The organism is Bradyrhizobium sp. HKCCYLRH1030 (assembly GCF_051168395.1).
GTDB lineage: Bacteria > Pseudomonadota > Alphaproteobacteria > Rhizobiales > Xanthobacteraceae > Bradyrhizobium.
Map to the genome: position 1 here is coordinate 480,808 of NZ_JBNPUY010000003.1, position 23,199 is coordinate 504,006.

21 protein-coding genes are annotated in these 23,199 nt (G+C 67.1%); 9 read left to right on the forward strand and 12 right to left on the reverse strand.

Annotated elements, in window-relative coordinates:
* Positions 1 to 145 precede the first annotated feature (145 nt).
* Positions 146 to 562, forward strand: a complete 417-nt coding sequence (locus ACQR1E_RS12420) for a MucR family transcriptional regulator (RefSeq protein WP_315716114.1) — start codon at positions 146 to 148, stop codon at positions 560 to 562.
* A gap of 9 nt (positions 563 to 571) precedes the next feature.
* Here the strand turns inward: ACQR1E_RS12420 and ACQR1E_RS12425 are convergent, their stop codons facing one another.
* Both ACQR1E_RS12425 and ACQR1E_RS12430 read right to left on the reverse strand, forming a co-directional pair.
* A complete protein-coding gene (locus tag ACQR1E_RS12425; RefSeq protein WP_315753075.1) occupies positions 572 to 997 on the reverse strand; it encodes a SufE family protein in 426 nt (141 codons plus the stop codon).
* Positions 998 to 1,071: 74 nt separating this feature from the next.
* A complete protein-coding gene (locus ACQR1E_RS12430) occupies positions 1,072 to 1,533 on the reverse strand; it encodes a DUF5330 domain-containing protein (protein WP_315753074.1) in 462 nt (153 codons plus the stop codon).
* A gap of 451 nt (positions 1,534 to 1,984) precedes the next feature.
* Between ACQR1E_RS12430 and ACQR1E_RS12435 the strand changes: the two genes are divergently transcribed.
* The 3 genes from ACQR1E_RS12435 to ACQR1E_RS12445 are packed head-to-tail and all read left to right on the forward strand — an operon-like array spanning position 1,985 to position 4,828.
* On the forward strand, positions 1,985 to 3,748 hold the full coding sequence (locus tag ACQR1E_RS12435) for a PAS domain-containing sensor histidine kinase (protein ID WP_315768132.1): 1,764 nt from the start codon (positions 1,985 to 1,987) through the stop codon (positions 3,746 to 3,748).
* On the forward strand, positions 3,741 to 4,427 hold the full coding sequence (locus ACQR1E_RS12440) for a peptidoglycan-binding domain-containing protein (protein WP_315716118.1): 687 nt from the start codon (positions 3,741 to 3,743) through the stop codon (positions 4,425 to 4,427). Before ACQR1E_RS12435 ends, ACQR1E_RS12440 begins: the two co-directional genes overlap by 8 nt.
* 50 nt (positions 4,428 to 4,477) lie before the next feature.
* On the forward strand, positions 4,478 to 4,828 hold the full coding sequence (locus ACQR1E_RS12445) for a DUF1491 family protein (RefSeq protein WP_316194722.1): 351 nt from the start codon (positions 4,478 to 4,480) through the stop codon (positions 4,826 to 4,828).
* Positions 4,829 to 4,860: 32 nt separating this feature from the next.
* Here the strand turns inward: ACQR1E_RS12445 and ACQR1E_RS12450 are convergent, their stop codons facing one another.
* Positions 4,861 to 5,814: a DUF2336 domain-containing protein gene (locus ACQR1E_RS12450; protein WP_434862492.1), complete on the reverse strand. Its 954-nt coding sequence runs from the start codon at positions 5,812 to 5,814 to the stop codon at positions 4,861 to 4,863.
* A gap of 398 nt (positions 5,815 to 6,212) precedes the next feature.
* Between ACQR1E_RS12450 and ACQR1E_RS12455 the strand changes: the two genes are divergently transcribed.
* Together ACQR1E_RS12455 and ACQR1E_RS12460 are read left to right on the forward strand one after the other, a co-directional pair.
* Complete coding sequence (locus tag ACQR1E_RS12455) at positions 6,213 to 6,401, forward strand: hypothetical protein (RefSeq protein WP_315716121.1); 189 nt, start codon at positions 6,213 to 6,215, stop codon at positions 6,399 to 6,401.
* 19 nt (positions 6,402 to 6,420) lie between these two features.
* On the forward strand, positions 6,421 to 7,182 hold the full coding sequence (locus ACQR1E_RS12460; RefSeq protein ID WP_315768130.1) for a hypothetical protein: 762 nt from the start codon (positions 6,421 to 6,423) through the stop codon (positions 7,180 to 7,182).
* Here ACQR1E_RS12460 and ACQR1E_RS12465 read toward each other — a convergent pair.
* Complete coding sequence (locus tag ACQR1E_RS12465; protein ID WP_315828261.1) at positions 7,179 to 8,078, reverse strand: LysR family transcriptional regulator; 900 nt, start codon at positions 8,076 to 8,078, stop codon at positions 7,179 to 7,181. The two genes, ACQR1E_RS12460 and ACQR1E_RS12465, sit on opposite strands and share 4 nt — an antisense overlap.
* 97 nt (positions 8,079 to 8,175) lie before the next feature.
* Between ACQR1E_RS12465 and ACQR1E_RS12470 the strand changes: the two genes are divergently transcribed.
* Entirely contained in the window at positions 8,176 to 9,024 is an 849-nt protein-coding gene (locus tag ACQR1E_RS12470) for an MBL fold metallo-hydrolase (RefSeq protein WP_434897092.1), read from the forward strand.
* Here the strand turns inward: ACQR1E_RS12470 and ACQR1E_RS12475 are convergent.
* From ACQR1E_RS12475 to ACQR1E_RS12495, 5 genes are all read right to left on the reverse strand, one after another.
* A complete protein-coding gene (locus tag ACQR1E_RS12475; RefSeq protein WP_316171144.1) occupies positions 9,011 to 10,501 on the reverse strand; it encodes an acetyl-CoA hydrolase/transferase family protein in 1,491 nt (496 codons plus the stop codon). The genes ACQR1E_RS12470 and ACQR1E_RS12475 overlap by 14 nt on opposite strands.
* Positions 10,502 to 10,609: 108 nt before the next feature.
* Entirely contained in the window at positions 10,610 to 11,113 is a 504-nt protein-coding gene (locus ACQR1E_RS12480; protein WP_434845170.1) for a CYTH domain-containing protein, read from the reverse strand.
* Between the two features lie 119 nt (positions 11,114 to 11,232).
* A complete protein-coding gene (locus tag ACQR1E_RS12485; RefSeq protein ID WP_315716127.1) occupies positions 11,233 to 11,817 on the reverse strand; it encodes a DUF1254 domain-containing protein in 585 nt (194 codons plus the stop codon).
* The gene (locus tag ACQR1E_RS12490; protein ID WP_315716128.1) at positions 11,814 to 12,395 is read right to left on the reverse strand and encodes a DUF1214 domain-containing protein; all 582 of its coding nucleotides are present in this window, start codon (positions 12,393 to 12,395) and stop codon (positions 11,814 to 11,816) included. Before ACQR1E_RS12490 ends, ACQR1E_RS12485 begins: the two co-directional genes overlap by 4 nt.
* 14 nt (positions 12,396 to 12,409) lie before the next feature.
* Entirely contained in the window at positions 12,410 to 14,689 is a 2,280-nt protein-coding gene (locus ACQR1E_RS12495; RefSeq protein ID WP_315716129.1) for a transglycosylase domain-containing protein, read from the reverse strand.
* Between the two features lie 342 nt (positions 14,690 to 15,031).
* Here ACQR1E_RS12495 and ACQR1E_RS12500 point away from each other — a divergent pair, with 342 nt between their 5' ends.
* A complete protein-coding gene (locus ACQR1E_RS12500) occupies positions 15,032 to 15,544 on the forward strand; it encodes a YcgN family cysteine cluster protein (protein ID WP_315753066.1) in 513 nt (170 codons plus the stop codon).
* Positions 15,545 to 15,712: 168 nt separating this feature from the next.
* Positions 15,713 to 17,296 (forward strand): MDR family MFS transporter, encoded by a 1,584-nt coding sequence (locus tag ACQR1E_RS12505; RefSeq protein ID WP_315753065.1) that lies wholly within the window; start codon positions 15,713 to 15,715, stop codon positions 17,294 to 17,296.
* 195 nt (positions 17,297 to 17,491) lie between these two features.
* On the opposite strand, the gene ACQR1E_RS12510 is transcribed toward ACQR1E_RS12505, so the two are convergent.
* The 3 genes from ACQR1E_RS12510 to ACQR1E_RS12520 all read right to left on the reverse strand — a co-directional run bounded on the left by ACQR1E_RS12510 (position 17,492) and on the right by ACQR1E_RS12520 (position 23,195).
* The gene (locus tag ACQR1E_RS12510) at positions 17,492 to 19,216 is read right to left on the reverse strand and encodes a cell envelope biogenesis protein TolA (RefSeq protein WP_434897093.1); all 1,725 of its coding nucleotides are present in this window, start codon (positions 19,214 to 19,216) and stop codon (positions 17,492 to 17,494) included.
* A gap of 12 nt (positions 19,217 to 19,228) precedes the next feature.
* On the reverse strand, positions 19,229 to 21,346 hold the full coding sequence (locus ACQR1E_RS12515; protein ID WP_434897094.1) for an OmpA family protein: 2,118 nt from the start codon (positions 21,344 to 21,346) through the stop codon (positions 19,229 to 19,231).
* Between the two features lie 256 nt (positions 21,347 to 21,602).
* Complete coding sequence (locus ACQR1E_RS12520) at positions 21,603 to 23,195, reverse strand: MBL fold metallo-hydrolase (RefSeq protein ID WP_316171141.1); 1,593 nt, start codon at positions 23,193 to 23,195, stop codon at positions 21,603 to 21,605.
* Positions 23,196 to 23,199 lie beyond the last annotated feature (4 nt).

A 23,199-nucleotide genomic window follows, 5' to 3' on the forward strand; every position in this document is an offset into this window, starting at 1 on the left:
CCTCACTATCTTGTTATTTTGCCAGTCATTTGCCCATATTGCTTGCAGAATCGCGAGACAACGCTGCCACTCGGCGCGAGTGATACTTGCGATCGAGGGATACTTTGCGATCGACGGTCGCAGGGCGGAGCGGGATGAGGGTTCGATGACCGAAGCGGTCGGCAAGAGCTTTATCGATCTGACGGCCGACATCGTGTCGGCCTATCTCAGCAACAACCCGACACCGGCGGCGGAGATTCCCTCTCTGATCAGCCAGGTGCATGCGGCGCTGACGCGGGTCGCAGCGGGACGAAGCGAGCCCGCGCCGGAGCCGGCGCGGCCAGCGGTCCCGGTGAAGAAATCGATTCACCCGGACTATCTGGTCTGTCTCGAGGACGGCAAGCGCTTCAAGTCGCTGCGGCGACATCTGCGCACGCAGTACAACATGACGCCGGAACAATATCGCGACAAATGGAACCTGCCGCCGGACTATCCGATGGTGGCACCGAACTACGCGGTCACCCGCTCGCAGCTCGCCAAGAAGATGGGCCTGGGCCAGCAGCGGCCCGAGCGGGAGAAGTAGCCGAACCGATCAGGACGCCGTGGCGAGCGCCTCGCGAGCGTCGGCGCGGATGCGCTCGACCATCGAGCGCAGGCCGTTGGAGCGCTGCGGCGTCAGATGCTCGCGGAACCCGAGTTCGTCGAACACCGCGGGCGCATCGATGGTCATGATCTCCTGCGGAGTCCGCCCGGAATACAGCGTCAGCAGAATTGCGATCAGACCACGAACGATGTGGGCGTCGCTGTCGCCGAGATAGTTCAGCACGGGCACGGCGCCGCTGTGATCGACGTGCTTCGACAGCCAGACCTGGCTGGCGCAGCCCTGCACCTTGTTCGCGGCGGAGTGCTCGTCCTCTGGCATCGGCGCCAGGGTGCGGCCGAGCTCGATCACGTAGCGGTAGCGGTCGTCCCAGTCGTCCAGCAGGGCGAAATTGTCGCGGATGTCGTCGATCGTCATGATGCTCTTCGGTCCCGATGTCGGCCTTCATATAGGCGTTCGGGAGGACGAAAGCGACAGTCGGTTCCGTCGCTTCAGGGCGTCGGCGGCAGATGCCATTCGGCGGCGAGATCGTCGGCCGAGAGCGTATCGGCCGGCGCGTCACCCGGCGGAATCTCCTCGAGCACGGGGGCGTCGATCGAGCCGGTGTGATCGTTGCCGCGCTTGTCGAGACTGGCCGGCTTCACCGGGCCGATGAACTTGTCGGCGCCGGCCGGCTTCTCCGCGGCGTCGGACTTGTCGGTGATGATCTGGTAGATCTTGCGCGCGCCTTCCTGGGCGCGGTGGCCGATTACGGTCGCGGCCTGGCCGCCGACCTCGCAGGCCTGCGGCTGGCGCTTGCAGAACTGGCTCATGTCGGAGACGGCCGCGGTCGCGGCCTGCACGGCTTCGTGCGCATTGATCTGCGGCAGCTTGTCGGCGTCCGGGCTCTTCTCGCGCGGCAGCAGCACCAGCACGAGTCCGAGCCAGAATGCCATCCGAAGCAGAAAGAACATCACGCAACCCCGACCGTGCTGCTGATCTCGCGTGCTCAAGTCGCGCAACGGGATCGCAGCTGATTGTTCTATGTCGCGACTGCTTGCATTGGGCTTAATTGGTTGAGATTTCGCGAAGTCGGGCGCTGGATTTTTTTCGGAGTAAATTTTTCATTGGCGCCGGGCGCACGCGCCGTGCAACCGGCTGTAGATCGCGCCGCTTTCGCAACCGCAGGCCCGGCCGGAAACGATGCATTCACCATCCCGGCCGAATGGCGGGCTCACCGCAGTCTGGCCCTTAGCGTTCGCTTAATGCGAGTCTGACACGGTGACTTCCGACGACAGGGGGCGTCCCGGCGCGTTCTCTTTGTGAGAACCACCGACAGGCCGAGGCGCGAGAGCCGTGAGTGTGTTGAGTATCATCCGCGATTGTCTCGATGCGTTATTGCATCCATCGGCTCGAACTGATGCGATGACGCGCGCGCGCCATCGCGCCTTCATCGCGCCGCGCCTGCTGGGCAGCCTCGCCGCCTTCGCCGTGTTTCCTGCCTTTCTCGCGATGCGCGGTGCGCCGAGCGCGCTCGAGGTCGGCGCGCTGTCCTGGCTGATCGCGCCCATTCTGCTGTCCTGGTATCTGTCGCGCACCGGCCGCTACGAGAGCGCCTGCGCGCTGTCGTCGCTGGCACTGTCGGCGCTGATCATGGCGGTGTCGATCGAGACCGGCGGCATCGAATCCTTTGCCGCGGTGTGGCTGATCGTCGTCCCCCTGGAAGCCTCGTTCTCGGCCTCGCGCCGCGTCGTCGTGTTCTCCGCGGGGCTCGCACTGTGCTGCGCGCTGCTGCTGATCCTCATCGGTCATTTCGGCTGGCTGCCGAAGCCCGAGACCAACCCCGCCTTGCGCACCGGGCTGCTCGCGTTCGGCGTCGCCTCAGCCACGCTCTATGCGGCCGTGCTCGCGTTTGCCGCCGACACGCTCGCGCGCACCAGCGTGACGCTGCTGTCGATGGAGGAGGAGCGCTATCGCCTGCTCGCGCGCAATATGAGCGACGTGATCTCCCGTCACCGCCGCAACGGCGCGGTCATGTTCATCTCGCCGGCGGCCGAGACGCTGCTCGGCGCGCCGGTCGCGCAGCTGCACGGCCACGGCCTGTTCGAACGGGTCCATGTCGCCGACCGGCCGGCCTATCTCACGGCGCTGTCGGAAGCGGCGGGCGGCAGCGAAGCCTCGAGTGTCGAGTTCCGCCTGCGCCGCGATGCGCCGGGCGAGGGCCGCGCCTTTCATCATCCGGTCGATTTCATCTGGGTCGAAATGCGTTGCCGCCCGCTCGACCGCATCGGCGTGGCGCCGGGCGGGTCGGAGCAGGAGGTGGTCGCGGTCATGCGCGACGTCACCGATCGCAAGCTGCAGGAGCAGGCGCTCGAATTGGCGCGCAGCGCCGCCGAGCGCGCCGACGCCGCGAAGACGCGATTCCTCGCCACCATGAGCCACGAGCTGCGCACGCCCTTGAACGCCATCATCGGCTTCTCCGAGATGCTGATGCAGGAGCAGGTGCTGGTGCTGAACGCGGCGCGGCGCCGCGAATATGCGCAGCTCATCAATGATTCCGGCCAGCATCTGCTGTCGGTCGTGAACGGCATCCTCGACATGTCGAAGATGGAGTCCGGCAATTTCGAGCTGACGCCGGAGCCGTTTGCGCCGCGAGTGGCGCTTATCAATTGCTGCAACCTGCTGGCGCTGCGGGCGCGCGAGAACGGTGTCGATCTGTCGGCCGACGTGCCGCAGGACCTGCCGATGGTCACCGGTGATCCGCGCGCCTTCAAGCAGATCGTGCTCAACCTCGTCTCCAATGCCATCAAGTTCACCGAGCGCGGCGGCCATGTCACAGTCTCGGCGGGCGTCGACGGCGCGCGCCTGCTGCTGCGAATCACCGACACCGGCGTCGGCATCGCCGCCGATGATCTCAAGCGCATCGGCGATCCGTTCTTCCAGGCCGGCAAGACCTACCAGCGCCGTCACGAGGGAACCGGCCTCGGGCTCTCGATCGTCAAGAGCCTCGTGACCTTGCACGGCGGCGAAATGTCGATAGAAAGCAAGATCGACGAGGGGACCACGGTCACGATCGCGCTGCCGATCAACTTCGTGGCCGAGGCCGCTGCGGGCGCCACCGTCACGCCGCTGTCACCCTCGCGCTCCGCCCAGCCAGGGCAGGTCATGCAGGTGAAGAAGAGTGCCTAGACGAGCTGCAGAGGATGATCCGGCGCCGCCGCGCCGTCGCAAGCGCGCCGCTGCGGCCGTCGTCGACGTGGCGGAGGGGCGCGGCTGGCTGCTGCGGGCCATGCTGTACAGTCCGAAGGATCTGTTTGCGGGCCTGCTGGCCTGCGCGGCTGGCAGCGCCATCATCGTCAATGCCTTGTTCCTGCAATCGGGACCGCATCCGGCGCCGATGTTCGGGTCGATTGTGACCATTCCGCCCCATCTGACGAGCTCCAATCCGCTGCCGCGGCCCCGGCCGATGGACATCTCGCCGTTGGATCCGAAGGTGATCGAGACGCGGCCCGCCGAAACCAGGGCGGCGGAGCAGAGGGCGGTCGAGCAGCGCGCCACCGAGCCGCGTCCGGATCAGAAATATGCCGATCCTCTGGCCGATCTCGTCCGCTCGGTCAGCGGCGGTCAGGGCAACGTGCCGCGTCCGCAGCCGACGCAGCAGGGCGGCAATGTCCGTCGTGTCGCCGCGGTCCAGCGTGCGCTGACCGAATACGGCTATGGCCAGTTGAAGCCGACGGGGATGGTCGGCTCCGACACCCTGGCCGCGATCCAGAAGTTCGAGCGCGAGCGCAAGCTGCCGGTAACGGGCCAGGTGTCGGACCGCCTGGTGCGCGAGCTTGCGATTGTCATCGGTCACCCGATCGAATAGAGCAGGGGCGGCTGCGACTTGCAGCGCGCTTGCACCTGCATCGAACCATCATGCGATTGAAGAGCAGCATCTGGGTGAGCGCCTATCTGCGGCGTTGCCAGTCGGCCGGCGCGTTCAGCGCGATCCGCCACCGTGGCGCGGAGGAAGCCGGCGCGGTCTTCGTCAAGGTCGCGATGATGGATGGCACGGCCCAGCTCTATGTTCCCGCCCCGCAGACCGTCTATGACGACAGCCAGCCGATCGACCGCTTCTTCGTACCGATATCGCCGCAGCCGGTCGCGGAAGCGCAGATCGAGGAGCGGCTCGTCAAGGAGCTGCGCTTCGATCCCGACGCCTGGATCATCGAGACCGAGGACAGGCAGGGCCGTCATTTTCTCGATCTCGTGCGCGAGCGTCCCTGATCATCGCTAAGATTCGGGACCGCGATCGCGCGTCAGCGCTTGAAGCCATCGGTTCCCGTGCGCACGATCGGCCTCGTCGCGGTGCCGGCCCGCGCCGTGCTGCCACGGACGTGCTGACGTTCGTCGTCATAGAGCGCCGTGCGATGCTTGGCCCTGATCGCGGCCATCCCGGAGCCGCGCCAGGCCGCTAGCATGATCAGCGCCGCGCGCTCGCTGAGCCGCTCGTAGAAGCGTGACAGCCGAAACACGGTCTGGACGGACTGGCCCATCTCGGGCTTGAGGAACAGCAGTACGCGCTCGAACACCGGCGCCGGCATGCCGAGCGCCTTTGCGGCGCAGGCCAGCGGCTCGCCATGGGGATCGTTGACAACCTCGTGGGTCATGCGTGAGGGCAGGATCAGGCTCTCGCCGAGCTCGATCGTGAACGTCTCGACGTCGGCGTTGAACGCGGCCATCTCCAGCGCCTCGATCGCATGCACCGCGCGGTGCAACGGCGTCGGCGCGGCGGGCCTCAGCGGCGTGGTGGCGAGGTTCTGCAGGATGGCGATGCGTTCGTGCGAGGCGGCGCGCATGAACATCTCGCTGAGCTCGGCGGCATCCTTCGGCTGCATCGACAATCCGGACGCCGCGTCGTCGCGCGGCGGGATCGGAGGCGACGAACGAAGCGATGCGGGAATGGGGCCGGCGAGCGGCGGCGTCGGCTCGCTCTGCGCCGGGCGCAAGCCCAGCTTGTTCAGGATCTCGATCGGCGTCGCCGGATAGATCGCCAGCCGCGCACGCACCGCCGCACGGGTCGCATCGTCGACGTCGTCGACCAGACGGGAGGCCAATTCGACGAACTGCCGCTCCTCGTCGGCGGAATGCGCGCTCGCCTGGACATAGAGGTCGGTCAGCACGCGCAGCAGAGTGGGCTTGATGTCGACGCCCTCGCGGCGCGAGAGCGTGAGCAACCCGTCGAAGCCGGGGAACAGCGATGATCTTGTCATGTCGGGGTACGCAACTTCGGCAATCGTTGCGCCGATTAGAGCGGAGTTGTTTTAATACGGCGTTAAGGAAAACAATCGGTGAAGATGGGCCGAAATGACCCGGTGAGACAAAGGCGCAACGCTGGCTTGCCTTCTCTCCCGCCGGTGCACGCGATCCGTGTCGGGCGGCCCGCGCATTAATATCCTCTTAACCACGTCCTGATCTTAATCGATCCGTTCGATGATCTCGCCTTGGCCGCGTCACGCGGCCAGCCTGATCTTCGCCGCGCCGAATGCCAACGTGCAGCTTCATGCGCCGGCATTCGTGATCGTCAGTTCTGCGTGCCCTCTTGCCTGCGAAGTTCGGGCGACGGGGAGTTTTCAGGGGGTAAGAACTTCGGGCACGAAAGAGAGTGGACATGGCGACCATCATTGAATTCCCGGCAGACGTTGCGCGTCGCGCGCGGCCTGCCGTGACCGGCGCGCCGCAGGAGGGCATGGGAACGATCCTGATTCTTCCCGTCGTTCGGATCGAGCGCGAGACCACGACCGACGATAGCGGGCCCCGCGAGGGCACAGCACCAAGCCGCCGTCGCCGTCGCCGCTGACAGGTCGGGGGAAACGGGAATGCCGGCCATCGTGAATCCGGTCCGGCGCGCGCCGCCGGTGTTCGCACTCGTTCTCGTCGGCGGACTGCTCGGCGCCTGCAGCGGCGGCGATTTCGGCCGCACCCGCGCCGACATGCGCAATGACGACATGCACAAATGGATCGGGGCGGAAGCCACCGCCAGCGTCGGCGTCAGGCCGTCGCAGTTCCAACTGACCGACAATGAGCGCCAGCTGCGCGATCTCGCTTATCCGCTGATCGAGCCACCGCATTCGCGCCCTGCCTGGAAGAGCGTGTTCGGCGACTATCAGCCGTCGGCCTCGCCGTGGCGCCAGAAGGTCGTGTTCGACCGCACAGCCTATGGGCGGGCCTTGATCGACGAGCCGCACCGCTCGCACGCCTCGCGCTACACCCAGCTGATCGACGACGTGCGCGACGACATCACCCGCTTCGAGCCGTTCTTCGCGTCGGCCATCCGCGTCATCGATCTCGATCGCAAGCGCGATGCCAGCATGAAATACATGACCGAGCTCTCGCCGCGCGAGCAAGCCGATGCGGTCGCGCGCATGCAGGAGAACTCGCTGATCGTGCAATGGGTGCAGATCAGCCTGGAGCAGCGCGTCTCGTCCTACCGCTGGGCCTTGGAGCGCCTGGTGCTGCAGGCGCCCGACGGCATGGCCGCCGAGGCCGATCGCCTGATCCACGAACTGGCGGCTCAGACCGCCAATCCGCCGGTCGCCGCGCGGCCCCTGATCGAACGGCCGCTGACGACGCGGGGCTAGCCCGGCGCGACCTTGCTCCGGCGCCGGCCTGGCTTGGCCGGTGCTCCCTTTTGCCGCCCTGCTGTCGCACGGAGCTTCTGCGGCGCTGCCGCGCGCAGCGTCGCGATCAAGATCTTCAGCGCCTCGGATGGAGCACGCGCGGCGGAGTAGGCGAGTCCGACCTGGCGCTTCAACGTCATCTCGATCTCGCGGACCGCAACGTCGCTTCGGCCGTGCACGACGCCCTCGGGAACGATCGCGACGCCGACGCCGGCGGCGACCAGCGCCAGGGCCCAATCCTCGGTTTCGGCGATGGCGGCGATCTCGCGCGGCCCGCCGCTGCGTCGCGCCAGCGCGCTGTGCTCGCAATGGCAGCGGTCGATCATGGCGACGTCGGCGAGGTCGGCCGCGCGCAGGCGCGGCTTCAGCGTGAGCGGATGCGCAAGCGGCAAAGCCGCGACATAGCGCTCGCTCCACAGCGGCAGGAAATGCTCGCCGTCGCCGACCAGGCTTTTTGAGACGATGCGTCCGTCGGCCCGCTCGGTCGGACCGACGATGTGAAGCCTGAGATCCTCGCGCGCCGTCAGCGGCTTGAGCAGCGCGGTCACGCGCCGGCCGTCGAGGGTGCGCATGAGCCCGAGCTTGAGCGCCTGCTTCGGCGCGCCGTGCCGGAACAGGTTGCGGGCGGCATCGGCTTCGCCGACGATCCGGCGCGCGATCGGCTGCAGGCGCTCGGCCGCCTCCAGCGGCACGACACCCTTGCGGTGGCGGAGGAACAGCTCGGTGCCGAGCTCGGCCTCGAGGTTGGCGATCGCCAGCGAAATCGATGGCTGCGAGACGAAGCAGCGCGCCGCTGCCCTGGTCAGGCTGCGTTCCTCGAACACGGCGGAGAAATAGCGGAGCTCGCGGATATCCATAGGAGCAGCCTATGATGCGTATCACTGATAAATATTTTACTTATCTCTGACCGGCACGCAAGGATGCGCCCGATATCGGCAATGAAGGAGAAGATCGATGCGCGTCCACCACCTCAACACCGGCACGATGTGCCCACGCGGCGGTCGGCTGGTGAGCGGCAGCGGCGGCCTGTTCGCGCGCGCCCGCCTCGTCTGCCACTGCCTGCTGATCGAAAGCGATGACGGCCTGGTCCTCGTCGACACCGGCATCGGCACCGGTGACATCGCCGCGCCCGCACGATTGGGGGCACGCTGGGTGAGGCAGGCCGCGCCGCTTCTCGATGCGTCGGAGACGGCGCTGCAGCAGGTAAAGGCATTGGGCTTCTCGCCCGACGACGTCAGGCACATCCTGCTCACGCATCTCGACCGGGACCACGCCGGCGGCATCGGCGATTTCCCGAGGGCCAAGGTGCACGTTCATCGCGGGGAGCATGCGATGGCCGTCGAGGGGTCTCCGGCGCCGCCGCGCGGTCGCTATGTCGCCGGCCAATGGCGGCATCGTCCCGACTGGCAGTTCTACGGCGACGACGGCGAGGACTGGTTCGGCTTTCGCGGTGTCCGCGCTGCCGTGGATCGCAGCGGCGACATCCTGATCGTTCCTCTGCCGGGCCATACCCGCGGCCATTGTGGCGTCGCCGTGCGACGCGGCGACAAATGGCTGCTGCACGCCGGCGATGCCTATTTCTTCCACGGCCAGCTCGATCCGCGGCCACGGATGCCGCTGCTGCTCGGGCTGTTCCAGCGCAAGGGCGATCAGGATCGCACGATGCGGATCGCCAACCAGGAGCGGCTGCGGCGCTTGAAATGCGACCATGGCGACCGGGTCACGATCGTGAACAGCCACGATCCCGTCGCCTACGACACGTGCCGCTGCGGTGATCGGGCCGCAGCGCTCATTCCGGCCTGAGCAGGCGGAACGCCTCCTCGAGCAGATGCGGCGTGTGCTTGCCAGTCGAATCGCGGCAGGCGCGTTCGAAATAATCCGCCAGCGCCGGCCGGAATTTTGGATGCGCCGCCTGATCGATGATGGTGCGGGCGCGCTGTTTGGGCGACAGGCCGCGCAGATCGGCGAGGCCGCGCTCGGTCACCAGAACCTGCACGTCGTGCTCGGTGTGGTCGACATGGGTGACCATCGGCACGATGCAGGAGATCGTCCCATTCTTCGCCGTCGAGGGCGTCATGAAGATCGACAGATAGGCGTTGCGGGCGAAGTCCCCGGAGCCGCCGATGCCGTTCATGATGCTGCTGCCGCGCACGTGGGTCGAGTTGACGTTGCCGTAGATGTCGGCTTCGATCATGCCGTTCATGGCGATGACGCCGAGCCGGCGGATCACCTCGGGGTGGTTGGAGATCTCCTGCGGCCGCAGCACGATGCGGTCGCGCAGGAACTCGATCTCGCGATTGAATTCGATCGCAGCTTCCGAGCTCAGCGACAATGCCGTCGCGGAGGCGAGATCCATCCGCCCCGAGCGGATCAGGTTCAGCATGCCGTCCTGCAGCACCTCGGTGTAGGCGGTGAGATGCGGGAACGGCCCGTCGTCGAGCCCGGCCATCACGGCGTTCGCGACGTTGCCGACGCCCGATTGCAGCGGCAGCAGATTGCGCGGCAGGCGGCCCTGCTTCACCTCGTGCGCGAAGAACTCCAGGATGTGCCCGGCGATCGCGCCGGAGACGTCGTCGGGGGCGGCGAAGCTCGTGTTGCGGTCGGGCGCGTGGGTCTCGACGACCGCGATGACCTTGTCCGGATTGCAGCGATAGGTGGTCTCGCCGATGCGGTCGCCGGGCGCCACGATCGGGATCGGCTTGCGATGCGGTGGCAGGCGGGTGCCGTAATAGACGTCGTGCATGCCGAGCAGCGCCGGGTTCATCCACGAATTGACCTCGATGATGACGCGGTCCGCCAGATCGAGCCAAGTCTTGTTGTTGCCGATCGAGGTCGATGGGATCAGCCGCCCGTCGGGCAGGATGCCGGCGCATTCGATCACGGCGACGTCGAGATGGCCGAGAAAACCGAACCACACGAACTGTGCGACATGGCTGAGATGCAGATCGATATAGTCGATGCTGCCGGCGTTGATACGCTGTCGTGTCGCCGGATCGGACTGATAGGGCAGGCGCAGGTCGATGCCATCAGCCCGGGCGAGCGCGCCGTCGAGCTCGGGCGCGGTGCTCGCCCCGGTCCACACGCCGACGCGAAACGGCTCGCCGCGCGCATGCGCGGCTTCGATCCGGCGCGCCAGCGCGAGCGGCACCGCCTTCGGGTAGCCCGACCCGGTGAAGCCGCTCATGCCGACATGGTTGCCGGGCTCGACCAGCGCGGCCGCCTCGTCGGCCGACATGATCTTGGCGCGCAGCGCCTGTGACATCACCTGCGATGAACTCATCGTGCAAACTCCATGCGCGATCGTTCAGACCGCCAAGTCCGCGCTGTTTAAGGTGTGCCCTCGACGGGTGATTTGACAGGGGTCAAGCCGCAACGGCCCGTGCGTGCATCACAGCCCTGCAAGGCGCGCGCGCCGCAGCTCCGGGACTTTCGCCGCCCGCGAGCGCTCCGTCAGCATGTTGGCCTTGCTGTAGCGCGGATCGCCGGTGACCTCGTCGCCGACCCAGTCGGGAAGGGTCACGACGGTCGTTTCGGTCGGCAGCTCGATCTCGGCGATGACGACGCCTTCGAGCGCGTCGTGGTAGACGTCGACTTCCCAGACGCCGCTTTCGGCCGGCACATAGTGACGCGTCTTCTCGAGGATGCGTCCGTCGCAATGCGCGAACAGCATCGCGGCGTGGTCCGCGGGAATATCGTACTCGAATTCATCTCGGGTCAGGCCGCGGCGGCCGCTCTTCACGCACAGCGTCGTCCGGTTGCCATAGCAGCGAACGCGGACCTTGAGGCCGTCCTGACGTGCGACGAGGCCGTCGCGAAGGCGTTCACTGTGCGTCGCCTGATCCCGCCAAGCATCGGACTTGACGAGAAACTTCCGTTCGATTTCGAGAGGCATGACCTGATGTTGAGCGAAGCGCCGCCGTCCTGATCCATCATAGCAGCGGCGCGCGACAACGACTATGCCACCAAGGATGAAGAGAGTGTTGTCGAATTCATCCAGGACGTCGTATTGGCTTATCGCTTGCCGCGCGGCTTCTCGGCCTTGGCCGGTGCCTCGGTCTGTACGCCGCAGCTTGCCGCTGCAAGGGAGGCCTGCGCCTGCGGCATGAGACCGGGCTCGGCAGCCAGGGCCTTCAGCACGATCAACCCGGTCGTCGTCGGCGAATCGATGATCAGCCGGTCGGCGGCCGTGATCTCCTCGTCCTCGGGCAGGTCTTCGTGCTGCGCCTCGGTCATCAGGTTGAGCTCGATCACGCGCTTGCCGGCGGAGCGGTCGTTGATGGCGTAGTAGGCGATCTCGTTGCGCGTGTAGAACGACACCGACGTATAGGCCTGGCTCACCGGAACCGTGAGCTTGAGCGGTCCGTCGGACAGATCGTAGCGGCAGATCGCCATGGCGAACGCCGGATCCATGAACGGCATCGGTGAATTGCCGGGATCGGCCAATGGCAACTGCGTCACGGCGTTCAGCTTGGTCATCGGCGTCAGCCGGGAGTAGGCGTCCTGGGTCGAGATCCGCGGCAGCGCCAGCACGCTGACGAGATGGACCACGCCGCCGAGCAGCACGCCGACCACGACCGTGAACAGCAGCCGGATCATGATGGGCAACCTACTGTCGTGATCGACGGCATCGGCGCGTCGCGCTGCGTGCGGGTCGCGACGCCGACCGGCGTGTCGTAGAGCCGCAGCATCAGCGCGTAGCGCTCGATGCCGCCGGTCGGCAGCCAGTTGCCGGAGCGCGAGCGCGCGGCGACACGAATCTCGAAGGAGCCATCGGCACCTCGTACCAGCTCCTGGCTGGTGAAGCCGTAGCGCTGCAGCGTGTTGGCGACGAGGTGGCCCTTGCGGTCGTAGAGCGTGAGCGTCCAGAACCGGGCGGGTGGCGTGACGCCGCTGACCAGGATGTCGCAGCGCCCGTCGAGCGGCTTCCTCTTGTCGTCCGTGGTGGCGGTGAAGGCCACGCCGTCGCCGGTGCCGATCGGCAATTCGCCATTGCGGGTGATGGTCGCGCGCGCATAGGGGTCGACATCGGCCGTGCCTGTTTTCGGACGCGCCGTCCAGGCGCCGATCGTCAGCGTACCAAACTCGGTGCCGCGGGTCGTCGTCATCCACGTCGCGCCGATGCCGACGCCGGTGGCGATCAGGAGCGTAACCAAGGTGATGAAGAGCAGCCGCACGGGGATCGCTGACGTCAGTTCTTGCGCAGGGCAGGGGTGGTGACGCCGTCGGCCGTTGCCGCGGCGTAGTTCTCAGGGAAGGCCAGCGCGCTCGATGAGACCGGCTTGCCGGGCTTGCGCGGATCGGCAGGCGCGGCCTTCTCGGCGAGGCGCGCCGCATCGTCCAGCATCTTCTCGACCTGAACCAGCACCTCGGCGCCGCGGCGGGTCAGGATCGGCGGCGGACCGGGCTTGATCTCCAGCGTCTTCGGCTGGCCGGCCTGTGCCATCGCGGCGGACGCCGACTGCGGCAGCTTTTCGCCCATGCCGACGCCGGGCAGCTCCTTGACCTCGACGCCCTGATGCGCGGCGACCATGATGTCGTGCCACGTCTGCGCCGGCAGCGAGCCGCCGGTCATACGGTTGGTCGGCGAATAGTCGTCATTGCCGTACCAGACCGCGCAGGTGAAGTTGCCGGTGTAGCCGACGAACCAGGCGTCCCGATAGGCGTTGGTGGTGCCGGTCTTGCCGGCGGTCGGAATGCCGTCGAGTGCGGCGCGGCGTGCGGTGCCTTCGCTGACCACGTGGCTCATCATGCCCGCCATGTCGGCAGCAACCGAGGCCGGGATCGCCTGCTTCGGCTTCGGCCCGTCACGGTCCCAGCGCCAGACCAGATCGCCGGCGCCGGTGCGGACCTCCAGTACGGAATGCGGCGTCACCGCCTTGCCCTTGTTCGGGAAGGTCGCATAGGCGACCGCGTGCTCCAGCACCGTGACCTCGTCGGAGCCGATCGGCATCGACGGGGTGTCGGGCAGCGGCGCCTTGAGGCCGAAGCGCCGCGCGACCTCGATGATCTTGGCGCGGCCGGCCTTCGGACCCTCCTTGCCGCCGAGCGCGATCGACAGTTTGACCGGGACAACGTTGATCGAGCGGGTGATCGCCTGGGTCAGCGTCACCGAGCCGGAATAGGAATGGCCATAATTCTGCGGGCACCAGTTGCCGATGCAGACCGGGCCGTCGACCACGATCGAGGTCGGCTTGAAGCCGTTCAGCAGTGCGGTGGTGTAGACGTAAGGCTTGAACGACGATCCCGGCTGCCGGTAGGCGTCGACTGCGCGGTTGAACTGGCTGGCACCATAGTCGCGGCCGCCGACCATGGCGCGGATGCCGCCGTCGAGGTCGGAGACGACAGTTGCCGCCTGGGTCGCGTGATAGTCGCGGCCGAACTGGCGCAACTGGTTCTCGATCGCCTCGTCGGCCGCATGCTGCACGGTCATGTCGATCGAGGTCCGCACCACGAAGACGCGCTCGGTGTAGGACTTCGGGAACGTGTCGACCAGCTTGCGCATCTCGTCGAAGGCGTAGTCGAGGAAGTAGTTCGGCGAGCTTTCGTCGCGGCGGTCGACCGCGAAGGCCGGGTTGCGGCGGGCGCCGAACACCTGGCCTTCGGTCATGAACCCGGCATCGACCAGATTGTCGAGCACGACGTTGGCGCGGGCGCGGGCGGCCGGCAGGTTGATGTGGGGGGCGAACTTGGTCGGCGCCTTGAACAGCCCGGCCAGCATCGCGGCTTCGGCGAGGTTGATGTCGCGCACCGACTTGTTGAAATAGAAGTGTGCCGCGCCGTCGACGCCGAAGGTGCCGCCGCCCATATAGGCGCGGTCGAGATAGAGCTTGAGGATCTCGTTCTTGGTCAGCCGGGTTTCCAGCCAGATCGCCAGGAACGCCTCGTTGACCTTGCGCTCGATGGTGCGCTCGTTGGACAGGAACAGGTTCTTGGCGAGCTGCTGGCTGATCGAGGAGCCGCCCTGGCGGACGCCGCCGGCCTGGGCGTTGGTGACGAGGGCGCGCGCCGTGCCGGCAATGTCGATGCCGAAATGGTCGTAGAAGCGGCGGTCCTCGGTGGCGAGCGTCGCCTTGATCAGATTGTCCGGGAAGTCCTCCAGCGGAATCGAATCGTTGTGCTTGATGCCGCGGCTGCCGATCGGGTTGCCGTAGCGGTCGAGGAAGGTCACGGCGAGGTCGGACTTCTTCAGCCAGTCCTCATCGGCAGTTTCCCGGAAGGCGGGGATCGCGAGCGCCAGCATCAGCACCAGCCCGCCGAGCCCGATCGTGGCCGCCTCCGAGAACGGCTCGACGAACACCCAGCGCTTCCAGCCGCCGACATAGAAGCGGTCCATGAACGCCGAATAGCGCTCATACAGCTCGCGGGTGCCGCGCAGGGAGGAGAACAGCGCCGAATCGAAGCGGGCGTCGAGATCCAGGCGGAAATTGTTGATCCGCTTCTTCCAATCGTCTGGAATGATCTGCCGCACGGGAACCCTGGTCGTTTCGAAAGCGTGTCAGCTGGCTTCGAAAGCACTCAGCAAGTGGGGCTGGGGGCCATCGAAGGGTCTTGCGCGATTGTTGCGGCAAACCCATGGCACTGCACAGTCAGCCGCCCGAACCCGAGCACCTGACCCCAAGCCGCATTGCCGGCGCCGCCGCCGGAGTGACTCAATCATCTATCTAGCCGAGCGGGGGTCACAAACCAATGGTTCCGCTCATAATTTGATGCACAAAGCTAACGTGCCGCCGTAATCGGCAAAGCCCCTTGCGCGGCTCGGGGCCGGGCACCTAGATGGCGGCCACCTCACGCCCTCTTTGAGAATCGCCCGATGACCGCACCGCTCAAACGTCCCTCGGGCCAGGAGGGAATGTTCTGGAAAACCAAGATCTTGGAAGAGATGTCCGAGGTGGAATGGGAGAGCCTCTGCGATGGCTGCGGGCGCTGCTGCCTGGAGAAGCTGGAAGACGAGGATACCGGCGACATCTACTTCACCCACATTTCCTGCAAGCTCTTGGATGCCGGGCTATGTGCCTGCAAGGACTACCCGAATCGTTCCGAACAGGTGTCGGATTGCGTTCGCCTGACACCTGAGAACGTCCGCACGCTGACCTGGCTGCCACCGAGCTGCGGCTACCGCCTCGTGGCTGAGGGGCGCGATCTCTACTGGTGGCATCCCCTGATCTCGGGCGATCCTCAGACGGTCCATGAAGCCGGCGTCTCGGTGCGCGGCCGGGTCGAGGGCACCGAGGACGACGTTCCGGACGACCAGCTCGAGGACCACATCGTGCAGTGGCCGGTGCTGCTGCCGAAGCGGGCCAAGTTGAAGCGACGGCCGAAATAGCGCGATCACCTCGCACCCGCAGCAAGTCACGATGATGCGACCGTTCCCGTGCTGTCGGAATGCACCCATGCACCCGACCCGCTGCCGCACGGGAAAATTATGCCTTAAGTAGTTCGCCAGACAGCGAATCCGCGCGGCGTCGTCGCGCCCGGGCACGGCATTCATCCCATGAACAAGTTTGATCGGCAGACGCATTACCCTGCCGCGTCCCAATCCCTGCCCGAAGAGATCGCCGCCGAGCTGCCGGCCATTCCGCCGCAGGTTCAGGCGATCGAGGATGCGCCGTCGCTTGCGCCGCCGGTGCCGCTGACCCAGGCCGAGGTGCGCACCATCCTGATGAGCCTGCTGCTGACGATGTTCCTGGCCGCGCTCGACCAGACCATCGTGGCGACCGCGCTGCCGACCATCGGCCGCGAGTTTCAGGACGTCACCAATCTCTCCTGGGTGATCACCGCCTACCTGCTGGCGTCGACCGCGGTGGCGCCGGTGTTCGGCACGCTCTGCGACATCTATGGCCGCCGCTCGATGATCATCACCGCGCTCAGCCTGTTCGTGGTCGGCTCGGTGGTCTGCGCGCTGGCGCCGAACATGCCGGTGCTGATCCTCGCCCGCGGCCTGCAGGGGCTCGGCGGCGGCGGCATCATGCCGGTGGTCCAGACCGTGATCTCCGACGTCGTCAGCCCGCGCGAGCGCGGCCAGTACCAGGCCTATTTCAGCGGGGTCTGGCTGCTCGCCGGCCTGCTCGGGCCGGTGATCGGCGGCTTCTTCGCCGACCATCTGCACTGGTCGATGATCTTCTGGATCAATGTCCCGCTCGCGATCGCGGCGCTCGCATTGCTGCTGCCCAAGATGGGCCGGCTGCCGGTCTACCACCGGCTGCGCAAGGTCGACTGGGCCGGCGGCCTGCTGCTGATGGCCTCGGCCGTCGTGTTCATGCTGGTGCTGACCTGGGGTGGCCACAAGTTGGCCTGGCTGTCGCCGACCCTGCTGGCGATGATCGGCAGCGCGGTGGCGCTCGGCTTGGCCTTCGTCTGGCACGCCAAGCGGGCCGATGAGCCGTTCCTGCCGCTGTCGCTGATGGGCGGAACGGTGGTGCCCTACGGCATGCTGGCGAGCGGCTGCGCACTCGGCGCCCTGATCGGGCTCACGGTCCATCTACCGCTCTATTACGAGCTGGTCTATCATTTGACCCCGAGCCAGGCCGGTCTCGGCCTGATTCCGATCGCGGCGATCTCGACCCTCGGCGCCGCGGTTGCCGGCCGCACCATGGCCCGGGTCAAGCACTACAAGCGCGTCGCCATCGTGGGCACGATCATCGGCACCATCGCCGCCGCGGTCATGACGGTGACGACGCCCTCGCTCTGGGTGCTGATGGCGCTGCTGTCGATCTACGGCATCGGGCTCGGCACGGCGTTCCCGATCTCGGTGGTGTCGCTGCAGAACGCGGTGGACCGCTCCCAGATCGGCACCATCACCGGCGCCATGAACTTCTTCCGCTCGATGATGTCCTCGTTCACGGTCGCGGCCTTCAGCGCCATCCTGCTGATGGCGCTGGGCGCCGACATTTCGCTGGCGGAGGGCGCCCATGGCGCGGTCAGCGGCATCGCGGAAGCCGACATGATCCATGCCTTCCGCTTCGTTTATGCCGCGGCCACCGCGATGCTGGCCTGCGCCTCGGTCTGCATGATGCTGATGGAGGAGCGGCCGCTGGCCGGCCCGTCGCGCAGCGAGGCGGTCGAGCTCGCCGAGTAGGAAAGCAGGGTGGGCACGGCGCCATCACCATCGCGCGTGACGAGAGGGCAAGTCAGCGCCTTTGCATACCCGACGATTCGTTTAGATCATGATGCGATTCCACGGAAGCGCATCATGATCTCATCTCTTTGTTTGAGCATGATCTTTTCGGAAAACCGGTTTCCATTTTTCCGGATCATGCTCCAGTTGGCGCCGCTACTCGCGTGGTTGCACGATCTCGACGTTGTCCTGCCCGCGGGAGCCGTCGTCGGCGGATGACTTGACCAGACCAGCCTCGACGCGGCGGGCGAATTCCGTGGTCGCGCCGCCTGCGAGCTCCTTGGCCTGACTGATCCATTGCTCGCGCTCGATTCGTCCTGCGAACGCCAGATACGAGCCGACCCATTTGGCGTGCTCGGCGGTCCAGGCCGCGATCTGCGCGAAATGCCAGATGCCGAGGCCGTGCAGCCGCGCCTCGTTCTGCTTGCCGATGCCCTTGATCAGCTTGAGATCGTCGGCCTGGCCGCCGCGCGGCGCGACGAGCCCGAGCGGGCGGGCGCCGCCATGGACGTCCTCGTTCTCGACGGGCGGCATCAGCGCCGGCAGGTGGGCCAGGAGGTAGCTCGCCTCGTCCTCGCTCAGCGGCGCGTCGGCATGTTCGTCGATGGTGATCGCGCCGGACTTCACCGCGCTGGAATGCGCGGTGTCGAGGCCGGCCGCGAGCAGCTTGGCCTGCGCGATCCAGTGCTCGCGCTCGATCCGGCCGGGAAAGGCCATGTGATGGCCGACCCAGCTCGCATGGTCAGGCCTCCACGCCGCGATCTGGCTGAAATGATGCACGCCGATGTCATTGAGGACGCGCTCGTTCTTGGGACCGATGCCCTTGATCAGCTTGAGATCGTCGGCGGCGCCCTCGGGGGCGGGCAGGGCCGGCGGTCTGTCGTCGGCCGAGGCCGGGCTCTCCGGGGCCGATGATGCGGCGACCTCGGCGGCAAGCCGTTCCGCCTCGGCGTCGGCGGCCAGGCGATCGGCTTCCGCGCGTGCGGCCGCTTCGGCGGCGAGGCGATCGGCCTCGGCCTTGGCGGTCGCTTCGGCCGCGAGACGCCGGGCTTCCGCCTCGGCTTTCGCAACGGCCTCTGCCGCAAGACGGTCTGCTTCGGCTTTCGCCGCTGCTTCGGCGGCCAAGCGTTCGGCTTCGGCCTTTTCAGCCGCAACACGATCGGCCTCTGCTTTCGCGGCTGCTTCTGCGGCGAGACGATCGGCCTCTGCTTTCGCGGCGGCCTCCGCAGCAAGGCGCTCGGCCTCGGCCTTTGCCGCCGCCTCGGCAGCGAGACGTTCGGCTTCGGCCTTCGCTGCGGCTTCAGCCGCCAGGCGATCAGCCTCGGCCCTTGCCGCGGCTTCCGCGGCGAGCCGCTCAGCCTCGGCCTTTGCGGCCGTTTCGGCGGCGAGACGCTCGGCCTCCGCCCGTGCAGCGGCTTCGGCCGCAACACGTTCGGCTTCAGCTTTCGCGGCAGCTTCAGTGGCAAGGCGATCGGCCTCGACGCTGGCTGCGGCTTGCGCAGCCGGCGATGGGCTGTCCGCCCAAGGACTGGCCGCCGCCGGTGCGCCGGCGAACGCGACGCTGCTTCCAGGCCCGCCCGGCGACATCGCACTGGTGTCACCCAACCCGACATATTCCCTGAGCTGTCCGCCGATCAGGCAGCCGAGCAGATAGGCGCCGACCATCAGCAGGCCGACCTCGAGCCACAGGCCGGCACGTCCGGGCAGCACGGTCAGCAGCGCCATCAGGATCCCGATGACGAGGGCGAGCGTCGCCGGCAGCAGCCAGCTTCTCAGCCAGTCCGGCCGCGGCTCGTCCGACCAGGTGCGCCAGCCGACAAAGCCGCCGATGCCGACGGCGAGGATGATCCAGAACGGAAATGTCGCAAGGTCGTACATCATGATGTCAGCGCCTCACTTGACGACGAATTCGATGCGGCGGTTCTGCGCGCGGCCTTCGGCCGTGTCGTTGGAGGCGACCGGCTTGGTCTGCCCGTAGCCCTCCGAGGTCATGCGCGAGGTGTCGATGCCGGCGTCGCCGATGTAGCCGACCACCGCCGCCGCCCGGCGCTTGGAGAGGTCCATGTTGTTATCTTCGTCGCCGACATTGTCGGTGTGGCCTTCGATCGCGATCTCGGCATCCTTGCAGCGCTGCGCAACCTCGACCAGGTGATCGAGCAGCGCCAGCGAGGCGCGGCTCAGCTCGGCGCTGCCGGTGCTGAAGCGGATGCGGCCCTTGGCGAGCAGTCCGTTGAACGCCGGCTGGCACTCCGCGACCGCGAGTGGCGGGCTTTCCGGCTTGACGCCGATCTTGACGTCGTCGAGCTTGAAGCCGCTGCCGACCGCCTCGGCAAGCTCCTTGCGGACCTGCTCGGCCGACTTGTCGTAGATGGCGAGCCCGTCGACCGTGATCGCCGCGTCCTTCGCCGTCAGCGCGCCCGACCACAGCCGCGCCAGCGCCGGGAACGTCGCCTTCAGCGACTGCACGTAATCCTTTGGCGCACCGTCGCCGATCTTCAGACCGTCCTCGACCGTCTCGGTGATGAAGGTCGTTGTGGCGGCGTCGACGAGATCGCGGCGGGCGGCGTCATCAGGCACGTAGCCGCTCAGCATGACACGGCCGTCCTGCTTCTGCAGTCCGAACGCGTAAGGCGAGACCGGGCCGTCGCGGACGTCGATGGACGCGAGCGCGAACGGCGCGGGCAGGGCGCCGGCCAGTTGCTCGCGCACGGCTGCGCCGGTGACGTTGGCAAGCCCGACGCCCCTGAGCGAGACCTGGGTGTCGCTGATCTCGGCGCGCCCCTGCGACAGCCTGGCGAGCTGCTGCAGCAGGCTCGCGCTCGCTTTGGCAAGGTCGCCATCCGGGGCGCCGCGGGCGATGCCGATCTGGCTCTTGATCGGCTTGCCGTCGAACTGTCCACTGGCGGAGCCCAGCATCGCCTCGCGGGCCGCTCCGCTCGGCGCGAGACCTGTGAGGCTCAAGCCGGTGCCGTCGAACTCCGCCGACCAGCGATAGGGCTTGATCTCCGGCGGCAGAATCTCGGCTTTCGCCAAGCTCAGCCCGGTCGGCAGCTTGCCGATCCCGGCCATCGTTTCATCGTAGGCGGCGGTGGAGGGCGCCTCGCCCGAAATCGCATAGGTGGCGTCGGAGATGACGACGCGGCCCGTGCTCAGCCTGGCAAGCTCCGCCAGCGCATAGGACGTGTAGGCGCCAAAATCGCCAGCAGGCGCGCCACGGGCGATCTGCATGTGATGCATCACCGACGCGCCGGGCCAGGCCTTGATCGCGGCGGCCTCGAGCGCGCGCCTGATATCGTCATTCGGAACGACGCCGGACATCACCAGCGTGTTGTCCTCGCGAACCGCGCTCCAGATGAACGGCTTTGCCTCCGGCGGCAGGATCGCCACCTTGTTGAGCACGGCGCCGCCCGGCAGCTGCCGCGTCGCCGCGACGGCAGCCTCATAGACGTCCGATGAGGCGGCGGCACCTGCGATCGAATAGGCCTTGTCCGCGAGCGCGAACGTGCCGCCATTGAGCTTGGCGGCCTGGACCGATCCATGGCTCGCGATGGCCGCGAAGTCGGCCGGAGCCCCCAGCGCATAGGAGAGGCGATCGACCACTTCACCACCGGACGAACGGACGGCATTGAGCACGGCATTCCGAACGGCGGGCGTCGGCACCGCGCCTTCGAGCACGAGCTGGCCGCCGTTTCGCGTGGCGCGGAAGGCATAGGGCTTCGGTGTCGGCAGCTTGTCGTAGGTGCCTTCGACGAGCCGGACGCCGCTGACCGATGCGGCGTCCTCCAGTTTCGTCGACTGATCGGGACTGAACTCCGGCCCTGCGATGCGAACGTCACGGCCCGCGACCGTGACCTTGAGGGCCGCGGCTGTGTCGGGGACGGCGGCCGCGACGGCGGCGCGTGCCCGCGGCGCAATGTCGTCCTCGACATCAGCCGTCTTGAAGCTCACGGCCGCGAGCCAGAGCACGGCAACAGCGATCAGTCCCGCCCACCATTTCGATGGTTGATGCATGTGAGAGCCCCTCGTTTCCCCACCTGCGCCCGGTTCACCCGGATCGTTCCGTTGTCATGAACCACGTGTCGAGCCTATCAGAACAGCTCTCGGAGACCAGCCGTCGGCACGTTGTGTGTTTCAATATGCACAAGCTGCGAGAGCGTCGCCGTCTGCGAGCTTCGCACCGCACCTGATGGTCCTCAAGGTGCGATCAAAGTGTGACCGTTCGACGACGAACATCGCAGGCGCGGCCTTCGCGGCTACGCCGCTCGCATCACTCTTCCAGCGCCCGGCGCAGGCGGCGGATGATGACGCCGCGGGCACGATCGTCGGCGGCTTGCTCGATCCGCTCGTGGATGTCGAGCAGCAGGCCCGACATGTCGTTGTGCCAGTCCAGCCGGGTGACCGCCTCCGGCGCCAGCCGCCGCCGGCGCGCGACGTCGAGCGGCGTCGGCACCGCGCTCGTCAGCTCGTAGACGTCGTCGAGCAGGGGGGAGAACACTTTCGCGGTCGGCACGATGCGCTCGGCGACGCGCGCTGCCAGCGCCGCGATCGCGGCATCCTCGCCGTGGGACAGAAAAAGGCCGCGCGCGATCGGGCGGCGGGCCGCGATCCAGCGGGCGATCTCGGCGCCGTCGGCGTGGCCGGAATAGTCGTCGATCATGCGGATGCGTGCCGCGACCTTGATCTCCTCGCCCTGGATGCGCACCGCCTTGACGCCGTCCTGCAGGAAGCGCCCCAGCGTGCCGTTGGCCTGATAGCCGACCAGCAGCACGGTGGCGCGGTTGTTCCACAGCCAGCGCTTGAGATGATGGCGGATGCGACCGGCATCGCACATGCCGCTGGCGGCGATGACGATGTGAAATCCGGTCAGCTTGGCGATCGCCTTGCTCTCATCGACCGTCTCGGTGAAGCGCAGATGCGGCGACGACAACAGACGGCCGACATCGCTGCCGCCGTCGAGGCTCTCGGTGTGCGCGCGAAACACCTCGGTGGCGTGGATCGCCAGCGGCGAGTCCAGGAACACCGGCGCGGCCGGAATCTCGCCGCGCTCCATCAGGCCGACCAGATCGACGATCAGCTCCTGCGTCCGTTCCACCGCGAAGGCCGGGATCAATAGCGCCCCCTTGGCCGCCGCCGCGTCGCGCACCTCGCCGGCCAGACGGCCGCGGCGCAGCTCCGGCGTGGTCGGCTCGCGAATCCGGTCGCCATAGGTCGCCTCCGAGATCACGTAGTCGAAACCCTCCGGCGCTTTCGGATCGGGCTGCAAGAGCTTGGCGTCGGGCCCGACATCGCCGGAGGCAAGCAGCCGCAGCGGTCCGCCATCGGCGCCTTGTCCTGCGAATTCGATCTCGATCGAGGCGGAGCCCAGCAGATGGCCGGCATTCCAGTAGCGGGCGCGAACGCCTGGAATGATCTCGGTCCAGGTCTCGTAGGGGACGGCTTGGAAGTATTGCAGCGCCGCGATGGCGTCGGCCTGGGTGTAGATCGGGCTGACCTCGCCGCGGCCGCGCGCGATGTTGCGGCGGTTCAGCGCCAGCACCTCCTGCTCCTGGATGTTGCCGGCATCGGGCAGCATCCATGAGCAGAGATCGATGGTGCCGCGCGTGGCGAAGATCTTGCCGTCGAAGCCCATGCGCACCAGCTTCGGCAGCAGGCCGCTATGGTCGATATGCGCATGCGTCAGCAGCACGGCGTCGATGTCGGCGGGACGGAATGGGAAGTCGCCGTAGTTGAGCTCCTTCAGCGTCTTCTGGCCCTGGAACAGGCCGCAATCGATCAGGAACTGGCTCTTGCCGCTCCGCACCAGATAGCAGGACCCGGTTACGGTATGCGCGGCACCGCAGAAGCGAACGGTCACACTCATGCGG